Source organism: Bradyrhizobium sp. SZCCHNR1017, assembly GCF_032381375.1.
Classification (GTDB): Bacteria; Pseudomonadota; Alphaproteobacteria; order Rhizobiales; family Xanthobacteraceae; genus Bradyrhizobium.
Map to the genome: position 1 here is coordinate 42998 of NZ_JAUHIR010000007.1, position 21800 is coordinate 64797.

Below are 21800 nucleotides of genomic sequence, written 5' to 3' on the forward strand. Positions count from 1 at the left end.
CTCAACCGGCGCGCGAGGATTTTCGCTCGCCGTTCATCGCGTTCTCGGCCGACCTGCTCATCAATTGGGCGTAGTCGTTGCCGAACAGGACGTGACAGAAGCGGATCGCCGCCGACACCTGCGACTGCCGATAGGCGCGCGCCCGCGCGTCGCCCGAGCGCAGCGACTGCACCAGCGCTTCGGTGGCCTTCTCGACATATTGCTGCAGATCGGAATAGGTCCGCAGCGTCACCTCGTTGATCGCGAGCTCGCTGGCATAGTTGCGGCAGACGGCGACGAACTCGATCAGTGCAGCCACCTCCTCGACCTCGCTGCCATCGACGCCGGCGCCGGCCGGAATGTCCTTGTCGGCGCGCTGGCGCAGGATGCGGCGGACGCGGCCAGGCACGCTGTCGATCTCCGATTGCAGGGCATTGGAGATGTCGGCGCGGATCGCGGTGAGCTGCTTGCCCCAGTTCGATTCCGAGCGCAGGTCGAGCTCGGTGCGCAGGCCGCGAACGCCGTCATGCAGCGTCTTCAGCGTATCGCCGAGATCGGAGAAATGACCGCGCCGGATGTCGGCGCGCAGCACCGAGGCGAGACCGGCGAGATCGTTGAGCGCGATGGTGACGGCGACGCCGAACGGGGTCGCCGCGACCCTGATCTCGTCGTCGGAGGCGGCGATCTTGGTGGCGAGCCGGATGATCTGCCAGGGCGCGGCGAGCCGCTGCATCACCAGCGACAGTGCGAACGGCAGCATCGAGGGCGTCTGCAGCGACGGCACGTTGATGGCTTCGGTGACGGAGGCGATCTGCGAATCGCCGAGCACGCGGATGATGCCGGGCAGCCGGCCGTTGAGGCCGTCGAGCGCCTCGCGGTTCTGCAGCACCAGCGCGATCGGCAGCAGATCCTCGATCACGCTGGGGGCGCCGATGCGGGCGAGCGCGCGCTGGCGGTCGCCGGTCGCGTTGGGGCCGACGAGGTTCATCAGCGCCTCGGCGGCGGCGCGCTGCAGCTTGCGTGCGGCCATCTCGACCTCGCGCGAACTGTCGCCGGAGACCGACATCGCGGCCTCGAATTCGGCGTAGCGCTCCGGCGCGCCTTCGCGACCGAGCCACTGCCAGACCGGCAGCAGCGAGGCACGGCGGATCTGGCCGGGACGGAGAGGACCGGTGGAATCGGTGAGGAACGGGTCGAGCGGCCGGAACAGCCGACGCGGGCCATCGCCGCTCTGGCGGCGCTCGTCGCGGCCTTGCGGACGGGCGACCTCGATGGCGGGTTGGGGCCGCGCCGGGTCGGCTGCTGGAGCGGGAGCCGGCGGCGCGACGGGCCGCACCACCTTGCGCAGCTGCTCGAGCACCAGGGTCGCCACGGCGACGTCCTGGCCGCGCTCGATGGCGCGCTCGAATTCGCGCATCAGGAGCGACTGCGCGTTCGGCGGCAGCTGCCCGAGATATTCCCTTAACCGCTCGTGAGCTGTCTGACCCATGCGCCGGCGTGCAAATTTCCACGGCGAGAGCGCACATCGCGCACCCCTGCCCGAACCATAGCGTCCGCGGTATTAAGAACACCTTTAGGATGGCGAAATTCGCCGCCCCGTCAAACGCCGGGCAGTCGCAGCTCCGCCCGCAGTCCGCCGGTCGGGGCATCGCCCAGGGTCAGGCGGCCGCCATAGAGCGCGGCCAGATCGGTGACGATCGACAGCCCGAGCCCCGACCCCGGCTTGGATTCGTCCAGCCGCTGGCCGCGCCGCAGCACCTGGGCGCGCTCGGCCGCCGAGAGGCCGCGGCCATCGTCATCGACCACGATCCGCAGCATCGGCGAGGCCCCGGACTGGGCCGGCGGCTCCACGGTGAGCTCGACCGAGACCCGCGAAGCCGCCCATTTGCAGGCATTGTCGACCAGATTGCCGACCATCTCCTCCAGATCCTGGCGCTCGCCGCGAAACCTCGCGGCGGGATCGGCGGTCGCCTCGACCACGATGCTGCGGTCGCGGTAGATCTTTTCCATGGTGCGGCGCAGCGCCTCGATGGCCGGCGCCACCTCCGTCACGGTGGATACGATGGTGACACGCGCGGCGATCCGCGCCCGCTCGAGGTGGTGGGCGACCTGGTCGCGCATGACGTCCGCCTGCTCCATGACCTTGGCCGCGAAGGGGTCCGCCGCATGGGTCGCCGCTTCGTTCACGATGACGGAGAGCGGCGTCTTGATGGCATGGGCGAGATTGCCGACATGCGTGCGCGCCCGCTCGACGATCTCGCGATTGGCATCGATCAGCGCGTTGGTTTCGCGGGCCAGCGGCGCGATCTCCACCGGAAACTCCCCTTCCAGCCGCTCGGCGCGCCCGGACCGGATGTCGGCGATCGATTCGGAGATGCGTTTCAGCGGCGCGAGGCCATAGCGGACCTGGAAGATGGTCGTGAGCAGCAGCACGATCCCGAGCGCGGTGAAGGTGCCGCCGAGGTAGTAGTCGAAGCTGCGGGTCTCGTCGAAGATCTCCGAGGCATCGCCTGCGACGCTGACCAGGAACTTGCCGTCGGAGCCGAGATCCACCGGGCGCTCGACCATGCGCAGGTCCTGGTTCTCCGGCCCTTCGACATAGCCGATCCGGATCCCGGCCGCCGTCAGCTCGATCCCCTGCTCCTCCAGCTTGGGCAGCTTCTTGTCCCACAGCGAGCGCGAGGCCCGTACCTCCGGCTTCTCGGCGTCGGTACGGGTGATCTGCCAGTACCAGCCGGACAGCGGCAGCTCGAACAGCGGCTCGCCCAAGGACTGGAATTGGCGGTCCGGCGGATCGTCGGGGGTGGCGACCTCGGCGATCAGGGTGCGGAGATAGAGGTTGAGCCGGCGATCGAAGGCGCGCTCGGTCGCATTGCGATACACCGAGGACAGCACGATGCCGGTGATGGCGAGGATGACCACGAGCCACGCGGTCGCGGACAGGAACAACCGGGTGGCAAGTGAACTCTGGCGCATGACCGCAAACTAGCGAAACGGCCGGCGCCCGGCCACCTCGAATGGCTGGCTCCGGAAACGGATCAGGCGCCAGCGGCCGGCGGCGGGGTCAGCAGGTAGCCGAGACCGCGCACGGTCTGGATGACGTCGCAGTCGAGTTTCTTCCTGATGCGGCCGACGAACACCTCGATCGTATTCGAGTCGCGGTCGAAGTCCTGGTCGTAGAGATGCTCGACCAGCTCGCTGCGCGAGACGACGCGGCCGGAATGATGCATCAGATAGGACAGCAGGCGGTATTCGTGTGAGGTCATCTTGACGGGGTTGCCCGACACGCTGACCTTGCCGGTGCGGGTGTCGAGGGTGACCGGCCCGCAGGTCAGCTCGCTCTGGGCGTGGCCGGCCGAGCGGCGCAGCAGCGCGCGGATGCGCGCCAGCACCTCTTCCAGGTGGAAGGGCTTGGCCACGTAATCGTCGGCGCCGGCGTCGAAGCCCTGGACCTTGTCGCTCCAGCGGTCGCGGGCGGTGAGAATCAAGACCGGCATCGCCCGGCCATTGCGCCGCCACGCCTCCAGCACCGAGATGCCGTCCATCTTGGGCAGGCCGATGTCCAGCACGACAGCGTCGTAGGGCTCGCTGTCGCCCAGATAGTGCCCTTCCTCACCGTCGAACGCACGGTCCACGACGTAGCCGGCGTCGCTCAGGGCCGTGGTGAGCTGACGGTTGAGATCCGGATCGTCCTCGACAACGAGCAGACGCACGCTTGCCTCCAAAGCTGAACTGCACGATTTCCGCCCTCAAGATGAACCGGAAGGCCGTGAACCGTGCATGAACGGAACCCGAGCGACCAGGTTACTTTTTGGTCATCTCGATCGGGACCGCCGGCAGGGGCCGACAGAATTGGGGCGGATATAAGCTCTGAAGGGCGGGCATGAGAAGACCCGCCGCACGGATGGCGGGCTCGAACGCCGATCTGAGGGACGCGGACGGACGTTACCCTGCCACGCAATGGAGCGGATCGAACGGTCCTCGCGTCAGGTGTGGAAGAACACGAACCAGACCAGGCCGAGCACGAGCAGCGCCAGTCCGGTGGAGATGGCCAGGATCGCCAGGACGGACGGTCCAGGCTCACCCTGCCGCGCTTCGGTGGGGGTCTCGACGATCTGCGTCGGTCGTCTGGCTGCCATGGTGCCCTCAGCTCACTGTTATTCGCTTTCCGAGCGGTGAAGCGCTCTGTCACACACTCCCGTTGGCAACGTCGGCAGCCAGATGATGTTCCGGGGCGGCGCCCCCTGCGACGGGTTAACGCCGATCCGAGAATCTGCCGGCCAGCTTGTTGAATCCGCAGCCTCGGGTGTTATCCTCGCGGCTGCCGCGAGAACGACGCCCGCAGCAGTCCGGTTCGGAGCAAGCCGTTAGTTCGGAGTTAAGTGGAGTAGGTCATGGCCCCGCGCGCCAATTGGAAGGGTTTTCTGCGCCTGTCGCTCGTGACCTGTCCGGTCGCGCTCTATCCGGCGACGTCGGAGTCCGAGAAGGTCTCCTTCAACCAGATCAACCGCAAGACCGGCCACCGCATCAAATACAGCAGGGTCGATGCCGAGACCGGCGAGGAAGTCGCCAATGACGACATCGTCAAGGGCTACAAGGTCGACACCGACACCTACATCGAGGTCACCAAGGACGAGCTCGAGGACATCGCGCTGGAATCGACGCACACGATCGAGATCGACGAATTCGTGCCGCGCACCGACATCGACAGCCGCTATCTGATCCGTCCCTATTATCTCGTCCCCGACGGCAAGGTCGGCCACGACGCCTTCGCGGTCATTCGCGAGACCATCCGCAGCATGGACAAGGTCGCGATCGGCCGGGTCGTGCTCACCAATCGCGAGCACATCATCGCGCTGGAGCCGCTCGGCAAGGGCCTGATGGGAACGCTGCTGCGCTACCCTTACGAGGTGCGCAACGAGGAGGAATATTTCGACGACATCCAGGATGTGAAGATCACCAGCGACATGCTGGATCTCGCCAAGCACATCGTCGAGAAGAAATCGGCCGACTTCCAGCCGGAGAACTTCGAGGATCACTACGAGGCCGCGCTGATCGAGCTCATCAACAAGAAGCGCAGCGGCGTGACCATCGCCGCCAAGGCTGCACCGAAGTCGAGCGGCAACGTCATCAACCTGATGGACGCCCTGAAGCGCAGCCTTGCCAGCGAGGGTGACAAGGCGCCCGCCGCTGTCGCCCCCGCGCCGAAGGCCAAGGCCAAGAAGCCGAAGAAGCGCGTCGAAGGCCAGCGCGAGATGCTGCTGCCGATCAGCGGCAAGAAGGCCAAGGACGAGCCGAAGAAGGCCGAGGAGCCGAAGAAGTCGGAGAAGCCGGCACGAACCACTGCACGCTCACGCAAGGCCAGTTGAGGCGTCGATACGGCGAACGACCTCCGAAGCTTCGCGCGGCGCACGGGTCCTGTGCATAACGGTCGCTCGACCGCGACTCCCTCGAGTTCCAGCTGTTGCCGTGGGCACGCCATCGCGCGTGGTGTTGCGGGTCATCCACCAAGGACACCGCATCGATCGCCCGCCCCAATTGGTGGAAAAAATATCTGCCTTGGTCAGGTAAGTCGGTCCGGCGATGGTGATCCGGCGATCAGGCGCGGATTTGTGATCGTTTCGACATCACTTCGATGCTTGCGGAATGATCACGTCGCACCTAGCTCTGCGGCGCGGGATGGTGATCCGGGCGTAAGCTTCCTGATGGAAGGTTGATGTGCCTGATCGGTCGGGACGACGCTGGCGAAGTCGTCCCAGCCGCACGACGCGGCGTATCAGGGGGATGTGGATGTTTCAGCACGATGCGGACCAACGCCGGGCGCAGTACGCCTAGCGATGGCACGGGTTCAGCTGTCCGAGCTCTCCGCTTTCGCAGCCGTCGCGGATTCGTTGAGCTTCACCAAGGCGGCCGCTCATCTCGGCTGCTCCTTGCCGACCATCAGCCAGACCATCAAGAGCCTCGAGGAGCGGCTGGACGTCAGGCTGTTCAACCGGACGACGCGCAGCGTGGCCCTCACCGAGGCCGGCGAGCGCCTGCTGGCGGAGATCCAGCCGATTCTCGAACGGGTCGACCAGGCCATCGAGAGCATCAATGCGTTCCGCGACAAGCCGATGGGCACCCTGCGCCTGACCGTATCCCGTGTGTTCGCCGTGAGAGGGCTCGGGCCCCTGATCAGGTCATTCCTGGCCGAATACCCGGACATCCATATCGAACTGGCTGTCGACGACACCAACAGTGACATCGTGCGCAATCGCTTTGATGCCGGCATCAGATCCGGCCACCGGGTGGAGCGCGACATGAAGGTCATCCGCGTCTTCGACGAGTGCAGCTTCGTTGCGGTTGCCGCCCCCGGCTATCTCGCGGCGCATCCCGCGCCGGCCGTGCCCGAGGATCTCCAGGCCCATAATTGCATCCGACATCGGGTCCCTGCCGACGATACGCTGCAGCCCTGGATCTTCGAAAAGGGCGGCGAGCGCACCGAGATTGCCGTGGACGGCTCCCTTATCGTCAACGACTTCGATCTGGCGCTGAATGCCGCGCTCGACGGCATCGGCGTCGCGTATCTCGTCGAGCCGATGATCGAGTCGCATCTGGCCGAAGGACGGCTAATGCGGCTGCTGCCCGGCTGGCGCTACGCGACGCCCGGACTGTTCCTGTACCATCCGAGCCGCCGGCAACCGCCGATGCCGCTGCAGGTCTTTCTCGACTTCGTCAAGCGCTGGCGCAGCGGCGTCACGCTCGAGGCAATGTCGCGCGCGGCGGATTACGACGCACGCGGGTTGGTAGCAGCGACGTCACATCGAACGTCGATTCACGTCGAGCCCAATCGTCGCTGAGATCGCGTTGCGAGGCTGGAGAGGTCAATCGCGCGTCGGCAGCGGCGCTGCGAACGCGCCATGATGTACGCAGCTTGCGATGTGCACCGGGATTGTTCGGGATTCCCATCTAACCTATTCACGATTATCACCATTAACAAATCGACACCGCGAGGCCAAAACCGCGGCGTGACTGCGTCGATGCTGGTGCGTGCGAGCAGCGTGTTAACGACGATCGAGTGGGCTTCGAACAAAGCAGAGCGCATTCATCAAATTGAAATTGGCTCATGCACACTTCATTCAACCATTCCGCCGGCCGCGCTGATCGAGCCGTCGTCGGAATCAGAGGTGTGGGAGCGGCAATCTGGCGAAGCCAGAGGCGACACGCGGGGGGCCGTGTGCATCGCCGTCAACCGGAGAAACGGGAAATGAAGACGTTGAGGGGCCTGCTACTCGGAACGGGAGCAGTGATATTGTCCGCCGCGGCGGCGCAGGCTGCGGATCTTCCACTGAAGGCCAAAGCGGTCGAATATGTGAAGGTGTGCTCGCTGTACGGCACGGGCTTCTACTACATTCCTGGTACCGACACCTGCATCAAGCTCGGCGGCTATCTGCGCGCCGAGACCGCGCTGTGGACCAACAGCAACTATGGTGGCGCCTATTCAGGCCAGGCCGGCGCCGATAACCGCCTGAGCAACCGCTATCAGACCCGTTCGCGCCAGGATCTGAACATCGATACGCGCACCGCGACCGAATATGGCGTGGTGCGTACCTATTTCGAGACCGTGCTGAACTGGACCTCGGGCTCCTATGGCGGTGCGGGCGCCGGCGCGACGTCCTACACCGGCGACGCCATCTCGGGCGGCATCGTCGGCGTCTACTACGCCTTCATCCAGTTCGCCGGATTCACGATGGGCAAGGCCGTGTCGACCTTCGACGCGCCCTGGACCAACTATCCTGGCAACAATTTCGACGGCCTGGTTGGCGGCAGCGGCTCCAACAACGGCGTCAACCAGTTCACCTACACCGCCGATTTCGGCCAGGGCATCACCGCCGCGGTCTCGCTGGAAGACCAGACGCAGTTCTTCACCACCAACATCTGGAACACCTCGGGCATCACCGCGGCCGGCGTGCTCGGCGGCAATTATGGCTCGAGCAGCTTCGGCGGGACGGTGTCTCCCGACATCATCGGCATGGTTCGCGTCGACCAGGCGTGGGGCATCTTCCAGGCGTCGTTCGCCGCGCATGACAATCATGCCGCCTATTACGGCGCGTCCGAGACCTCGGGTCATCCCTCCGACAAGTGGGGCTGGGCCGCGCAACTGGCGCTGTCGATCAAGAACATCCCGACCGGTCCGGGCGACGTCGTCAACCTGCAGGCGGTCTACACCGACGGCGCGAGCCGCTACAACTTCCAGAGCCTCGCCAACACGACCTATTCGATGTATGGCAGCACGGGCGTAGCCGGCGCCTATCAGAGCATCGGCTTCGCCGGCGTCGGCGACGCGGTGTTCGGCACCGGCACGGGCCTGTCGACCGTGCAGACCTGGGGCATGCGCGGCGCCTTCACCCACAATTGGGATCCGCGCTGGAATACGGCGCTGTACGGCGCCTATGCCCAGGTGCGCTATGGCCAGACGGGATCGAGCCTCATCTGTGCCGGCATCGCCGCCACCGGGATGCTGACCGCGGGCTCGACCTGCAATCCCGACTTCAATCTCGGACAGATCGGCCTCATCACCCGATGGACGCCGGTCAAGGGCCTCACCTTCTCGGCCGACGTGACCTACAGCCACCTCGACCAGAAATACTTGGGCACGGCGATTGCTCCGGCCGTGACGAGCACGGCGAAGCCGGCCGCGATCTACCAGCTCAAGGACCAGGACACGGTGAGCATGCTGCTGCGCGCCCAGCGCAACTTTTGAAGCTGGGCTGTTGAACCTCTGACTGCTCGACGAGCTTCCGGCGATGCCCCCGCCGGAAGCTTCGTTCGTGGAGACGGGCGGCGCGTTGCGAGGGATGGGGCGAAATGCGGCAGGCGTCGTGCGGATCACGACGCCTGTGACGTGTCAGACGGCGATGATCGTGCGCTGGCTTGATCGCGCGGCGGCGTGACCAGCCGGCTACTTGATCGAGGTGTTGATCGCGGTGAACTTGCTGCTCAGCCCCGAGCCCAGGCCATTGACGGCCGCCAGGATCACGATGCTCAATCCACCGGCAATGATGGCGTATTCGATCGAGGTCGCGCCAGCCTGATTCTTCAGGAAGCTCGCAATCAACTGCCGCATCTACCTCTCCGGTCGGGCTCGATCATGGGATCGCGCCGGAACGGCGCGCGCAGGCCGGGACGGACGCCCCAGCGAAACCCTCGGTCATCCGCTTGAACAATCAGTTAACCCGATCAGGTACCTGGCGGGCCCGCCACGCCGGCCCGCACCCCGCCCTCGCGCTCTGATCCGGCGCGCAGCCGCGCCGCCGGCTGATCCGCAAACATCTGGATTGATTGAGCTTTATTTTCTGCCCGCACCTTCGGCAGGCCGGCCCGGCGATCGCAGAGCTCGGCCCTTGCCCGGACATATTGAGAAAAAATTCGGCCGGCCCCCGAGCCGGCCGGCCGCATGATCTGCGTCAACGGCCATGGCGTGGACGGGCTTAAGGGGTATCCTGGCCACCATGAGCACAATAGATTCCGCCCGTCCCCAGCTCAAGATCCGCAGCGTCGCGCTCGACACCGGCCGCGAGAACGTGGTCGTGATCTCCCGCCGCTCGAAGGCGTTGCGGCCCGAGGTGTTCCGCGGCTTCAGCCGCGTCGAGCTGCGCTGCAACTCGCGGACGCTGCTGGCGACCCTTCTGATCACCGACGACGACGCACTGGTCGACCCCGACGAGATCGGCCTGTCGGAGCCGGCGATGCGGCGCTTCGCCGAGCCGGCCGGCACGCGGGCGACGGTGTCGCCGGCGACCCCGCCCGAGAGCATGGAAGCGGTGCGCGCCAAGATCCGCGGCGAGACCTTGAGCGACCAGGCGATCGCTGCCGTGATCGAGGACCTCACCCACTACCGCTACTCCGACATGGAGATCGCCGCTTTCCTGATCGGCTCAGCCAGCTTCATGAGCTCCGGCGAGCTGCTGGCGCTGACGCGCGCGATGGCCAATGCCGGCACGCAATTGAAATGGCCCGAGCCGGTGGTGGTCGACAAGCACTGCATCGGCGGCATTCCCGGCAACCGCACCTCGATGGTGGTGGTGCCGATCGTCGCCGCCCACGGCCTGACCATTCCAAAAACCTCCTCGCGCGCGATCACCTCGCCAGCCGGCACCGCCGACACGATGGAGGTGCTGGCGCGGGTGAATGTCGGCGCCGACGAGATGAAATCGATCGTTGCGGCCTGCAATGGCTGCGTGATCTGGGGCGGCCACGTCAATCTATCGCCGGCCGACGACGTCCTGATCTCGGTCGAGCGCCCGCTCAGCCTCGACACCCGCGAACAGATGGTCGCCTCGATCCTGTCGAAGAAGCTGGCCGCCGGCTCGACGCATCTGCTGCTCGACCTGCCGGTCGGGCCGACCGCCAAGCTCACCAGCGGCGCGGAGGCGATGCGGCTGCGCAAGCTGTTCGAATTCGTCGGCGACCGTTTCGGGCTCAAGGTCGAGGTGATCACGACCGACGGCCGCCAGCCGATCGGCAACGGCATCGGCCCGGTGCTGGAGGCCCGCGACGTGATGGCGGTGCTGGGCAACGAGCCGTCGGCGCCTGCTGACCTGCGCGAGAAGTCGCTGCGGCTCGCCGCGCATCTGCTCGAATATGATCCGAAGCTGCGCGGCGGCGCCGGCTATAACAGGGCGCGCGAGCTGCTCGACAGCGGCGCGGCGCTCAAGCAGATGCTGAAGATCATCGATGCGCAGGGCCCGCCGGAATGCCGCAGCGAGCTCGGCGATCTCGCCTTCGACGTCAAGGCCGAGCACGACGGTGTCGTTTCCGCGATCGATTGCCTGCGGCTCAATCGCCTGGCGCGTACCGCCGGCGCGCCGGTGAACAAGGGCTCCGGGATCATGCTGTTCAAGAAGATCGGCGATCGTGTCGACCAGGGTGAGCCACTCTATCGCGTGTTCACCTGCGATCCGTCGGAGCATGATCTGGCCGCAGCCGCAGCCGCAGCCAACCACGGCTATGGCTTCGCCGACGGCGCGAATGGTCGTTCGTGATGAACCGGTATCGAGCATCGATCCATCGTCCTCGGGAGACCACCGCATGAGTGTGACCGTTCGCTTCTGCGGTGCCGCGCATACCGTCACCGGGTCCTGCTATCTGGTCCAGACCGACAACGGCCAGATGCTGATCGACTGCGGGCTGTTCCAGGGTCCGAAGACGCTGAAGGAGCTCAACTACGGCGACTTCCCATTCCGTCCCGCCGACATCGACGCCGTGCTGCTGACGCATGCGCATATCGACCATAGCGGCCTGCTGCCGAAGCTGGTGCGCATGGGCTTCGACGGCAAGATCTTCGCCACGCGCGGCACCATCGATCTCTGCTCATGGATGCTGCCCGATGCCGGCAACATCCAGGAGCAGGAGGTGCTGGCGCTGAACCGCCGCAACATCGCGCGCGGCCGCGGCGAGGTCAGCCCGATTTACACCCAGGCCGACGCCATCACGGCGCTGCAATACTTCCAAGCCGTCCCCTACGAGACCTGGACCGAGATCATTCCAGGCGTTCGCGCCCGCTACTGGAATGCCGGCCATCTGCTGGGCTCCGCCTCGATCGAGATCGAATTCGCAGGACAAGGCGCCGATGGCGGACCGCTGCGGCTGCTTGCCTCCGGCGATGTCGGGCCCGACGCCAAGCTCTTGCAGCCCGATCCGAAAGCGCCGGAGGGATTCGACTACGTGATCTCGGAGGCGACCTATGGCGACCGGATTCGCGAGCCGACCACGCCGGAGCTGCGCCGCGGCCGTCTGGCCGGCGAGGTGCGCGACGCGGCGGCGGCCAAGGGCGCGCTATTGATCCCGGCCTTCGCGGTCGAGCGGACGCAGGAGCTGATCGTCGATCTGGTCGGCCTGATGGAGCGCGGCGAGATTCCGGCCGCGCCGGTGTTCCTGGACTCGCCGCTGGCGATCCACGCCACCGAGGTGTTTCGCGCGCACACCGAGAGCCTCGACGGCGGCAGCGATGTCGGCCGCCTGTTGTCGTCGCCGCATCTGCGCTTCACCGAGACGGTCGATGAAAGCAAGGCGATCGCCAAGCTGACCGGATTTCACATCGTCATCGCCGCCAGCGGCATGTGCGATGCCGGTCGCATCCGCCATCATCTCAAGCGCTGGCTGTGGAACAACCGCGCCACCGTGCTGCTGGTCGGCTATCAGGCGAACGGCACGCTGGGGCGCTTCCTGCAGGACGGCGTCAAGGCGGTGCGCATCCAGGGCGAGGAGATCAAGGTCGCGGCACGCATCCGCATGATCGACGACTATTCCGGCCACGCCGACGGCGCCGAGATCGCCCGCTGGATCGCGGCCCGCCGCCCGATCGCGCGCGGCCTTTTTCTGTCCCACGGCGAGGATGCCGCGATCGCGGCGCTGGCAGCGCGCGTCGCCGAGCGCATCGTGCCGACCGCGAAAGTGTTCTCCCCCCTGCTCGACGACGTCTACGAGCTGACGAGCGCGGTGCCGACGCCGCTCGACGTCGCGCGCCGGCGGCGGCTGGCGCCGGAGGCGGTCACCCGGCTGGACTGGCACAACGACATGTCGGGCCTGCTGCTCGACATCCACGAGCGGATCGAGCAAGCCGCCGACGATCGTGCCCGCGGCGTCATCATCCGCCGCCTGCGCCGGGCGCTGGAAGAGTGATGCGAGCGGCGTAGCCGCGAAGGCCGCGCCTGCGATGTTCGTCGTCGAACGGTCACACTTTGATCGCACCTTGAGGACCATCAGGTGCGGTGCGAAGCTCGCAGACGGCGACGCTCCCGCAGCTTGTGCATATTGAAACACACAACGTGCCGACGGCTGGTCTCCGAGAGCTGTTCTGATAGGCTCGACACGTGGTTCATGACAACGGAACGATCCGGGTGAACCGGGCGCAGGTGGGGAAACGAGGGGCTCTCACATGCATCAACCATCGAAATGGTGGGCGGGACTGATCGCTGTTGCCGTGCTCTGGCTCGCGGCCGTGAGCTTCAAGACGGCTGATGTCGAGGACGACATTGCGCCGCGGGCACGCGCCGCCGTCGCGGCCGCCGTCCCCGACACAGCCGCGGCCCTCAAGGTCACGGTCGCGGGCCGCGACGTTCGCATCGCAGGGCCGGAGTTCAGTCCCGATCAGTCGACGAAACTGGAGGACGCCGCATCGGTCAGCGGCGTCCGGCTCGTCGAGGGCACCTACGACAAGCTGCCGACACCGAAGCCCTATGCCTTCCGCGCCACGCGAAACGGCGGCCAGCTCGTGCTCGAAGGCGCGGTGCCGACGCCCGCCGTTCGGAATGCCGTGCTCAATGCCGTCCGTTCGTCCGGTGGTGAAGTGGTCGATCGCCTCTCCTATGCGCTGGGAGCTCCGGCCGACTTCGCGGCCATCGCGAGCCATGGATCGGTCCAGGCCGCCAAGCTCAATGGCGGCACGTTCGCGCTCGCGGACAAGGCTTATTCGATCGCAGGTGCCGCCGCCTCATCGGACGTCTATGAGGCTGCCGTCGCGGCGACGCGGCAGCTGCCGGGCGGCGCCGTGCTCGACAAGGTGGCGATCCTACCGCCGGAGGCAAAGCCGTTCATCTGGAGCGCGGTTCGCGAGGACAACACGCTGGTGATGTCCGGCGTCGTTCCGAATGACGATATCAGGCGCGCGCTCGAGGCCGCCGCGATCAAGGCCCGGCCCGGCGCGTCGGTGATGCATCACATGCAGATCGCGCGTGGCGCGCCTGCTGGCGATTTTGGCGCCTACACGTCCTATGCGCTGGCGGAGCTTACCAGGCTGAGCACGGGCCGCGTCGTCATCTCCGACGCCACCTACACGATTTCGGGCGAGGCGCCCTCCACCGCCGCCTACGATGAAACGATGGCCGGGATCGGCAAGCTGCCGACCGGGCTGAGCTTGGCGAAAGCCGAGATTCTGCCGCCGGAGATCAAGCCCTATCGCTGGTCGGCGGAGTTCGACGGCACCGGCTTGAGCCTCACAGGTCTCGCGCCGAGCGGAGCGGCCCGCGAGGCGATGCTGGGCTCCGCCAGTGGACAGTTCGACGGCAAGCCGATCAAGAGCCAGATCGGCATCGCCCGCGGCGCCCCGGATGGCGACCTTGCCAAAGCGAGCGCGAGCCTGCTGCAGCAGCTCGCCCGGCTTTCGCAGGGGCGCGCCGAGATCAACGACACCCAGGTCTCGCTCAGGGGCGTCGGACTCGCCAACGTCACCGGCGCAGCAGTGCGCGAGCAACTGGCCGGCGCCCTGCCCGCGCCGTTTGCGCTCGCGTCCATCGACGTCCGCGACGGCCCGGTCTCGCCTTACGCGTTCGGACTGCAGAAGCAGGACGGCCGCGTCAGGCTGAGCGGCTACGTGCCTGATGATGCCGCCCGCCGCGATCTCGTCGACGCCGCCACAACGACCTTCATCACCGAGACGGTCGAGGACGGCCTGAAGATCGGCGACGGCGCGCCAAAGGATTACGTGCAGTCGCTGAAGGCGACGTTCCCGGCGCTGGCGCGGCTATGGTCGGGCGCGCTGACGGCGAAGGACGCGGCGATCACGGTCGACGGGCTCGCCATCTACGACAAGTCGGCCGAGCAGGTCCGCAAGGAGCTTGCCGAGGCGGTCGGCAGCGGCTTCAAGCTCGACGACGTCAAGATCGGCGTCAAGCCGGAAAGCCCGCCACTCGCGGTCGCGGAGTGCCAGCCGGCGTTCAACGGGCTGCTCGCCAAGGGCCGCATCCGCTTCAGCACCGGCAGCGCCGAGCTGAGCCGCGCCTCGCTGGCGCTGCTCGATCACCTGATCGAGGTTGCGCAGCGCTGCAAGGATGCCGAGATCGCGATCGAAGGCCACACCGACAATGTCGGCGACGAAGCTGACAACATGGACCTCTCCAAGCGCCGGGCGGCGGCGGTGGTCGGCTACATCGGCGACGCCGGCATCGACACCTCGCGCATGACCTCGGAGGGCTACGGCCAGACCAAGCCGGTCGCCTCCAACGACACGGCCGAAGGCCGCGCGCAGAACCGCCGCATCGAATTCGTCGTCAAGTGAGGCGCTGACATCATGATGTACGACCTTGCGACATTTCCGTTCTGGATCATCCTCGCCGTCGGCATCGGCGGCTTTGTCGGCTGGCGCACCTGGTCGGACGAGCCGCGGCCGGACTGGCTGAGAAGCTGGCTGCTGCCGGCGACGCTCGCCCTCGTCATCGGGATCCTGATGGCGCTGCTGACCGTGCTGCCCGGACGTGCCGGCCTGTGGCTCGAGGTCGGCCTGCTGATGGTCGGCGCCTATCTGCTCGGCTGCCTGATCGGCGGACAGCTCAGGGAATATGTCGGGTTGGGTGACACCAGTGCGATGTCGCCGGGCGGGCCTGGAAGCAGCGTCGCGTTCGCCGGCGCACCGGCGACGGCCAGTCCTTGGGCGGACAGCCCTTCGCCGGCTGCGCAAGCCGCAGCCAGCGTCGAGGCCGATCGCCTTGCCACTGAAGCTGCCGCAAAAGCTGAAGCCGAACGTGTTGCGGCCGAAGCCGCTGCAAGGGCGGAGGCCGAGCGTCTAGCCGCCGAAACGGCCGCAAAGGCCGAGGCTGAGCGGCTCGCCGCGGAAGCCGCGGCAAGGGCCGAGGCTGATCGCCTGGCGGCTGAAGCCGCAGCGAAGGCCGAAGGCGAACGTCTCGCTGCCGAGGCGGCGGCGAACGCCGAGTCCGAGCGCCGTGCTGCGGAGGCCGCCGCGAAAGCCGAAGCCGACCGCCTCGCTGCGGAAGCAGCCGCGAAAGCAGAGGCCGATCGTGTTGCGGCGGAAGCGGCTGAAAAGGCCGAAGCCGAACGCTTGGCCGCCGAAGCAGCGGCGAAAGCCGAAGCAGACCGTCTTGCGGCAGAGGCCGTTGCGAAAGCCGAGGCCGATCGCCTCGCCGCCGAGGCGGCCGCACGCGCGGAAGCCGATCGCCTTGCCGCCGACGCCGAGGCGGAACGGCTTGCCGCCGAGGTCGCCGCATCATCGGCCCCGGAGAGCCCGGCCTCGGCCGACGACAGACCGCCGGCCCTGCCCGCCCCCGAGGGCGCCGCTGACGATCTCAAGCTGATCAAGGGCATCGGGCCCAAGAACGAGCGCGTCCTCAATGACATCGGCGTGCATCATTTCAGCCAGATCGCGGCGTGGTCGCCTGACCATGCGAGCTGGGTCGGCCATCACATGGCCTTTCCCGGCCGGATCGAGCGCGAGCACTGGATCGCGCAGGCCAAGCTGCTCGCGGCCGGCCTCGACACCGCGCATTCCAGCGCGGTGAAGTCCGGCGCGATCACCATCGACGAACACGCCGACGCGCCGCTGAGCGAGGACGAGGCGAGCTACCTCCTGGCCCACCTGCCGGCGCTGATGCCGCCCGTCGAGAACGAGGACGTCCATGGCGGAGCCCGCCCGCTCGGGCTCGTCGCGCCGCGCGGCGGCCAGGCCGACGATCTCAAGCTGATCAAGGGCATCGGCAAGCAGAACGAGGCGCGGCTGCACGGCCTCGGCATCTGGCATTTCGCGCAGATCGCGGCCTGGACCGCCGAGCACGCCAAATGGGTCGGCTCGTATCTGGCGTTCGCAGGACGGATCGAGCGCGAGCAGTGGGTCGCGCAGGCCAAGGAGCTCGCAAGCGGCGGGACCACGGAATTCGCCCGCCGCGTCGAGGCTGGTCTGGTCAAGTCATCCGCCGACGACGGCTCCCGCGGGCAGGACAACGTCGAGATCGTCCGGCCGCGCGAGTAGCGGCGCCAACCAGAGCATGATCCGGAAAAGTGGAAACCGGTTTTCCGAAGAGATCATGCTCAAACAAAGAGATGAGATCATGATGCGATTCCGTGGAATCGCATCATGATCTAAGCGAATCGTCGGGTGTGCAAAGGCGCTGACTTGCCCTCTCGTCACGCGCGATGGTGATGGCGCCGTGCCCACCCTGCTTTCCTACTCGGCGAGTTCGACGGCCTCGCTGCGTGACGGGCCGGCCAGCGGCCGTTCCTCCATCAGCATCATGCAAACGGAGGCGCAGGCCAGCATCGCGGTGGCCGCGGCATAGACGAAGCGGAAGGCATGGATCATGTCGGCTTCCGCGATGCCGCTGACCGCGCCATGGGCGCCCTCGGCCAGCGAAATGTCGGCGCCCAGCGCCATCAGCAGGATGGCGCTGAAGGCCGCAACCGTGAACGAGGACATCATCGAACGGAAGAAGTTCATCGCGCCGGTGATGGTGCCGATCTGGGAGCGGTCCACCGCGTTCTGCAGCGACACCACCGAGATCGGGAACGCGGTGCCGAGCCCGATGCCGTAGATCGACAGCAGCACCATCAGCCCCCACAGCGACGGCGTCGTCACCGTCATGACCGCGGCGGCAATGGTGCCGATGATCGTGCCCACGATGGCGACGCGCTTGTAGTGCTTGACCCGGGCCATGGTGCGGCCGGCAACCGCGGCGCCGAGGGTCGAGATCGCCGCGATCGGAATCAGGCCGAGACCGGCCTGGCTCGGGGTCAAATGATAGACCAGCTCGTAATAGAGCGGCAGATGGACCGTGAGCCCGATCAGGGCGCCGAGTGCGCAGCCGCTCGCCAGCATGCCGTAGGGCACCACCGTTCCGCCCATCAGCGACAGCGGCAGGAACGGCTCATCGGCCCGCTTGGCGTGCCAGACGAAGGCCAAGCCGAGCGCCACCGCGCTGCCGATCATCGCCAGCAGGGTCGGCGACAGCCAGGCCAGCTTGTGGCCACCCCAGGTCAGCACGAGCATGAACACGACGGCCGAGGCCATCAGCAGCAGGCCGCCGGCCCAGTCGACCTTGCGCAGCCGGTGATAGACCGGCAGCCGGCCCATCTTGGGCAGCAGCAATGCGAGCGCCGCGATCGCGAGCGGGACATTGATCCAGAAGATCATCGACCAGTGCAGATGGTCGGCGAAGAAGCCGCCGATCACCGGCCCGAGCAGGCCGGCGAGCAGCCAGACCCCGCTGAAATAGGCCTGATACTGGCCGCGCTCGCGCGGGCTGACGACGTCGGAGATCACGGTCTGGACCACCGGCATGATGCCGCCGCCACCCAGCCCCTGCAGGCCGCGGGCGAGGATCAGCACCGGCATGTTCGGCGCCAGCGCGCAGACCACCGAGCCGACCACGAACAGGCTGAGCGCGGTGATGATCATCGAGCGGCGGCCATAGATGTCGCAGAGCGTGCCGAACACCGGCGCCACCGCGGTCGACGCCAGCAGGTAGGCGGTGATCACCCAGGAGAGATTGGTGACGTCCTGAAACTCGCGGCCGATGGTCGGCAGCGCGGTCGCCACGATGGTCTGGTCGAGCGCGGCCAGGAACATCGTCAGCAGCAGGCTCATCAGGATGGTGCGCACCTCGGCCTGGGTCAGCGGCACCGGCGGCGCAAGCGACGGCGCATCCTCGATCGCCTGAACCTGCGGCGGAATGGCCGGCAGCTCGGCGGCGATCTCTTCGGGCAGGGATTGGGACGCGGCAGGGTAATGCGTCTGCCGATCAAACTTGTTCATGGGATGAATGCCGTGCCCGGGCGCGACGACGCCGCGCGGATTCGCTGACTGGCGAACTACTTAAGGCATAATTTTCCCGTGCGGCAGCGGGTCGGGTGCATGGGTGCATTCCGACAGCACGGGAACGGTCGCATCATCGTGACTTGCTGCGGGTGCGAGGTGATCGCGCTATTTCGGCCGTCGCTTCAACTTGGCCCGCTTCGGCAGCAGCACCGGCCACTGCACGATGTGGTTCTCGAGCTGGTCGTCCGGAACGTCGTCCTCGGTGCCCTCGACCCGGCCGCGCACCGAGACGCCGGCTTCATGGACCGTCTGAGGATCGCCCGAGATCAGGGGATGCCACCAGTAGAGATCGCGCCCCTCAGCCACGAGGCGGTAGCCGCAGCTCGGTGGCAGCCAGGTCAGCGTGCGGACGTTCTCAGGTGTCAGGCGAACGCAATCCGACACCTGTTCGGAACGATTCGGGTAGTCCTTGCAGGCACATAGCCCGGCATCCAAGAGCTTGCAGGAAATGTGGGTGAAGTAGATGTCGCCGGTATCCTCGTCTTCCAGCTTCTCCAGGCAGCAGCGCCCGCAGCCATCGCAGAGGCTCTCCCATTCCACCTCGGACATCTCTTCCAAGATCTTGGTTTTCCAGAACATTCCCTCCTGGCCCGAGGGACGTTTGAGCGGTGCGGTCATCGGGCGATTCTCAAAGAGGGCGTGAGGTGGTCGCCATCTAGTTGCCCGGCCCCAAGCCGCGCAAGGGGCTTTGCCGATTACGGCGGCACGTTAGCTTTGTGTATCAAATTGTGAGCGGAACCATTGGTTTGTGACCCCCGCTCGGCTAGATAGATGATTGAGTCACTCCGGCGGCGGCGCCGGCAACGCGGCTTGGGGTCAGGTGCTCGGGTTCGGGCGGCTGACTATGCAGTGCCATGGGTTTGCCGCAACAATCGCGCAAGACCCTTCGATGGCCCCCAGCCCCACTTGCTGAGTGCTTTCGAAGCCAGCTGACACGCTTTCGAAACGACCAGGGTTCCCGTGCGGCAGATCATTCCAGACGATTGGAAGAAGCGGATCAACAATTTCCGCCTGGATCTCGACGCCCGCTTCGATTCGGCGCTGTTCTCCTCCCTGCGCGGCACCCGCGAGCTGTATGAGCGCTATTCGGCGTTCATGGACCGCTTCTATGTCGGCGGCTGGAAGCGCTGGGTGTTCGTCGAGCCGTTCTCGGAGGCGGCCACGATCGGGCTCGGCGGTTTGGTGCTGATGCTGGCGCTCGCGATCCCCGCCTTCCGCGAAACTGCCGATGAGGACTGGCTGAAGAAGTCCGACCTCGCCGTCACCTTCCTCGACCGCTACGGCAACCCGATCGGCAGCCGCGGCATCAAGCACAACGATTCGATTCCGCTGGAGGACTTCCCGGACAATCTGATCAAGGCGACGCTCGCCACCGAGGACCGCCGCTTCTACGACCATTTCGGCATCGACATTGCCGGCACGGCGCGCGCCCTCGTCACCAACGCCCAGGCCGGCGGCGTCCGCCAGGGCGGCTCCTCGATCAGCCAGCAGCTCGCCAAGAACCTGTTCCTGTCCAACGAGCGCACCATCGAGCGCAAGGTCAATGAGGCGTTCCTGGCGATCTGGCTGGAAACCCGGCTGACCAAGAACGAGATCCTCAAGCTCTATCTCGACCGCGCCTATATGGGCGGCGGCACCTTCGGCGTCGACGGCGCGGCACACTTCTATTTCAACAAGTCGGTGCGCGACATCAACCTCGCCGAAGCCGCGATGCTGGCCGGGCTGTTCAAGGCGCCGACCAAGTTCGCCCCCCACATCAACCTGCCGGCCGCCCGCGCCCGCGCCAACGTCGTGCTCGACAATCTGGTCGATGCCGGGTTCATGACCGAAGGCCAGGTGTTCGGCGCCCGCCGCAACCCGGCCTTCGCGGTCGACCGCCGCGACGAAAGCTCGCCGAACTACTTCCTCGACTACGCCTTCGACGAGATGCGCAAGCTGGTCGACACGTTCCCGAAGTCCTACACCGAGCGCGTCTTCGTGGTGCGGACCTCGATCGACATGACGGTGCAGCATGCGGCCGACGAGGCGATCGAGAACCAGTTGCGCCAGTTCGGCCGCGACTATCACGCGACCCAGGCGGCAACCGTCGTCTCCGACCTCGACGGCGGCATCCGCGCCATGGTCGGCGGCCGCGACTATGGTGCCAGCCAGTTCAACCGCGCAGTCGACGCCTACCGGCAGCCGGGATCGTCGTTCAAGCCTTACGTCTACACCACCGCGCTGCTGAACGGCTTCAAGCCGACCTCGATCGTGGTCGACGGCCCGGTCTGCATCGGCAACTGGTGCCCGCAGAATTATGGCCATTCCTATTCCGGCTCGGTGACGCTGACGCAGGCGATCACCCGCTCGATCAACGTCGTCCCGGTCAAGCTGTCGATCGCGCTCGGCGGCAAGGAGGGTCCGAAGGCCGGCCGCGCCAAGATCATCGAGGTCGCGCGGCGCTTCGGGCTCAAGGCGCCGCTGCCCGACACGCCGTCGATGCCGATCGGCTCCGACGAGGTCACGGTGCTGGAGCATGCGGTCGCCTATGCGACCTTCCCGAACAAGGGCAAGGCGGTGACGCCGCATTCCGTGCTGGAGGTCCGCACCGGCGCCGGCGACCTGGTCTGGCGCTGGGACCGTGACGGGCCGAAGCCGAAGCAGGCAATCCCGGCCTCGGTTGCTGCCGACATGGCGGGCATGATGAGCCACGTGGTCAGCGAAGGCACCGCACGCCGCGCCGCACTCGACGGCATTCCGACCGCCGGCAAGACCGGCACCACCAACGCCTATCGGGACGCCTGGTTCGTCGGCTACACCGGCAACTTCACCTGCGCGGTCTGGTACGGCAATGACGACTATTCGCCGACCAACCGTATGACCGGCGGCTCGCTGCCGGCGCAGACGTGGCATGACATCATGGTCGCCGCGCATCAGGGCGTCGAGGTCAAGGAGCTGCCCGGCGTCGGCATGGGCGAAAAGCTGCCGCAGTCGGCGTCCGCCGCGATGGCACAGGCCGGCCAGCCGAAGACGCTGGAGATCAAGCCCGGTCCGCCGCCGATCCTGACCCGCCGCGGCGCCGAGGTGCTGGTTCAGGTCGAGAAGATGCTTGACGATGCGGCGCGCCTCGCCGAGAAGGCCGCGCCTGCCGATCCGCGCAAGCCCGGCAAGCCGGTCTCGTCGAGCGCGCTGGCCTTCCCTGAGAATTACGCCGCGGCAACGGCCGACGGCGTCACCACCCCTGCCCTGCGCAAGAACTGAC

16 protein-coding genes are annotated in these 21800 nt (G+C 66.7%); 9 read left to right on the forward strand and 7 right to left on the reverse strand.

Annotation, left to right across the window (positions count from 1 at the left end):
* Position 1: 1 nt before the first annotated feature.
* The 4 genes from QW863_RS18315 to QW863_RS18330 all read right to left on the reverse strand — a co-directional run bounded on the left by QW863_RS18315 (position 2) and on the right by QW863_RS18330 (position 4118).
* Positions 2-1468: a hypothetical protein gene (locus tag QW863_RS18315; RefSeq protein WP_315716144.1), complete on the reverse strand. Its 1467-nt coding sequence runs from the start codon at positions 1466-1468 to the stop codon at positions 2-4.
* 110 nt (positions 1469-1578) lie between these two features.
* Positions 1579-2955: a sensor histidine kinase gene (locus QW863_RS18320; RefSeq protein ID WP_315716143.1), complete on the reverse strand. Its 1377-nt coding sequence runs from the start codon at positions 2953-2955 to the stop codon at positions 1579-1581.
* Positions 2956-3017: 62 nt separating this feature from the next.
* Complete coding sequence (locus QW863_RS18325) at positions 3018-3692, reverse strand: response regulator transcription factor (protein ID WP_006614547.1); 675 nt, start codon at positions 3690-3692, stop codon at positions 3018-3020.
* Positions 3693-3965: 273 nt separating this feature from the next.
* The gene (locus QW863_RS18330; protein ID WP_315716142.1) at positions 3966-4118 is read right to left on the reverse strand and encodes a hypothetical protein; all 153 of its coding nucleotides are present in this window, start codon (positions 4116-4118) and stop codon (positions 3966-3968) included.
* A 255-nt stretch (positions 4119-4373) separates the two neighbouring features.
* Between QW863_RS18330 and QW863_RS18335 the strand changes: the two genes are divergently transcribed.
* The 4 genes from QW863_RS18335 to QW863_RS18350 all read left to right on the forward strand — a co-directional run bounded on the left by QW863_RS18335 (position 4374) and on the right by QW863_RS18350 (position 8722).
* Positions 4374-5348: a Ku protein gene (locus QW863_RS18335; RefSeq protein ID WP_315716141.1), complete on the forward strand. Its 975-nt coding sequence runs from the start codon at positions 4374-4376 to the stop codon at positions 5346-5348.
* Positions 5349-5816: 468 nt separating this feature from the next.
* Complete coding sequence (locus tag QW863_RS18340; protein WP_315716140.1) at positions 5817-6818, forward strand: LysR family transcriptional regulator; 1002 nt, start codon at positions 5817-5819, stop codon at positions 6816-6818.
* A gap of 60 nt (positions 6819-6878) precedes the next feature.
* Positions 6879-7229 (forward strand): hypothetical protein, encoded by a 351-nt coding sequence (locus QW863_RS18345; protein WP_315716139.1) that lies wholly within the window; start codon positions 6879-6881, stop codon positions 7227-7229.
* On the forward strand, positions 7226-8722 hold the full coding sequence (locus tag QW863_RS18350; protein ID WP_315716138.1) for a porin: 1497 nt from the start codon (positions 7226-7228) through the stop codon (positions 8720-8722). Before QW863_RS18345 ends, QW863_RS18350 begins: the two co-directional genes overlap by 4 nt.
* Positions 8723-8920: 198 nt before the next feature.
* Here the strand turns inward: QW863_RS18350 and QW863_RS18355 are convergent, their stop codons facing one another.
* The gene (locus QW863_RS18355) at positions 8921-9085 is read right to left on the reverse strand and encodes a Flp family type IVb pilin (protein WP_315716136.1); all 165 of its coding nucleotides are present in this window, start codon (positions 9083-9085) and stop codon (positions 8921-8923) included.
* A 385-nt stretch (positions 9086-9470) separates the two neighbouring features.
* Here QW863_RS18355 and QW863_RS18360 point away from each other — a divergent pair, with 385 nt between their 5' ends.
* The 4 genes from QW863_RS18360 (at position 9471) to QW863_RS18375 (ending at position 16717) form a co-directional block, all read left to right on the forward strand.
* Positions 9471-11003 (forward strand): thymidine phosphorylase family protein, encoded by a 1533-nt coding sequence (locus tag QW863_RS18360; protein ID WP_315716135.1) that lies wholly within the window; start codon positions 9471-9473, stop codon positions 11001-11003.
* A 46-nt stretch (positions 11004-11049) separates the two neighbouring features.
* Entirely contained in the window at positions 11050-12642 is a 1593-nt protein-coding gene (locus QW863_RS18365; protein WP_315716134.1) for an MBL fold metallo-hydrolase, read from the forward strand.
* A gap of 256 nt (positions 12643-12898) precedes the next feature.
* Entirely contained in the window at positions 12899-15016 is a 2118-nt protein-coding gene (locus tag QW863_RS18370) for an OmpA family protein (RefSeq protein ID WP_315716133.1), read from the forward strand.
* 12 nt (positions 15017-15028) lie between these two features.
* On the forward strand, positions 15029-16717 hold the full coding sequence (locus QW863_RS18375; protein ID WP_315716132.1) for a cell envelope biogenesis protein TolA: 1689 nt from the start codon (positions 15029-15031) through the stop codon (positions 16715-16717).
* Positions 16718-16912: 195 nt separating this feature from the next.
* Here the strand turns inward: QW863_RS18375 and QW863_RS18380 are convergent, their stop codons facing one another.
* Positions 16913-18496 carry an MDR family MFS transporter gene (locus tag QW863_RS18380; protein ID WP_315716131.1) on the reverse strand — a complete coding sequence of 528 codons (1584 nt, stop codon included), beginning with the start codon at positions 18494-18496 and terminating at the stop codon, positions 16913-16915.
* A 168-nt stretch (positions 18497-18664) separates the two neighbouring features.
* The gene (locus QW863_RS18385) at positions 18665-19177 is read right to left on the reverse strand and encodes a YcgN family cysteine cluster protein (RefSeq protein ID WP_315716130.1); all 513 of its coding nucleotides are present in this window, start codon (positions 19175-19177) and stop codon (positions 18665-18667) included.
* Positions 19178-19519: 342 nt separating this feature from the next.
* Between QW863_RS18385 and QW863_RS18390 the strand changes: the two genes are divergently transcribed.
* Entirely contained in the window at positions 19520-21799 is a 2280-nt protein-coding gene (locus QW863_RS18390; protein WP_315716129.1) for a PBP1A family penicillin-binding protein, read from the forward strand.
* Position 21800: the final 1 nt, after the last annotated feature.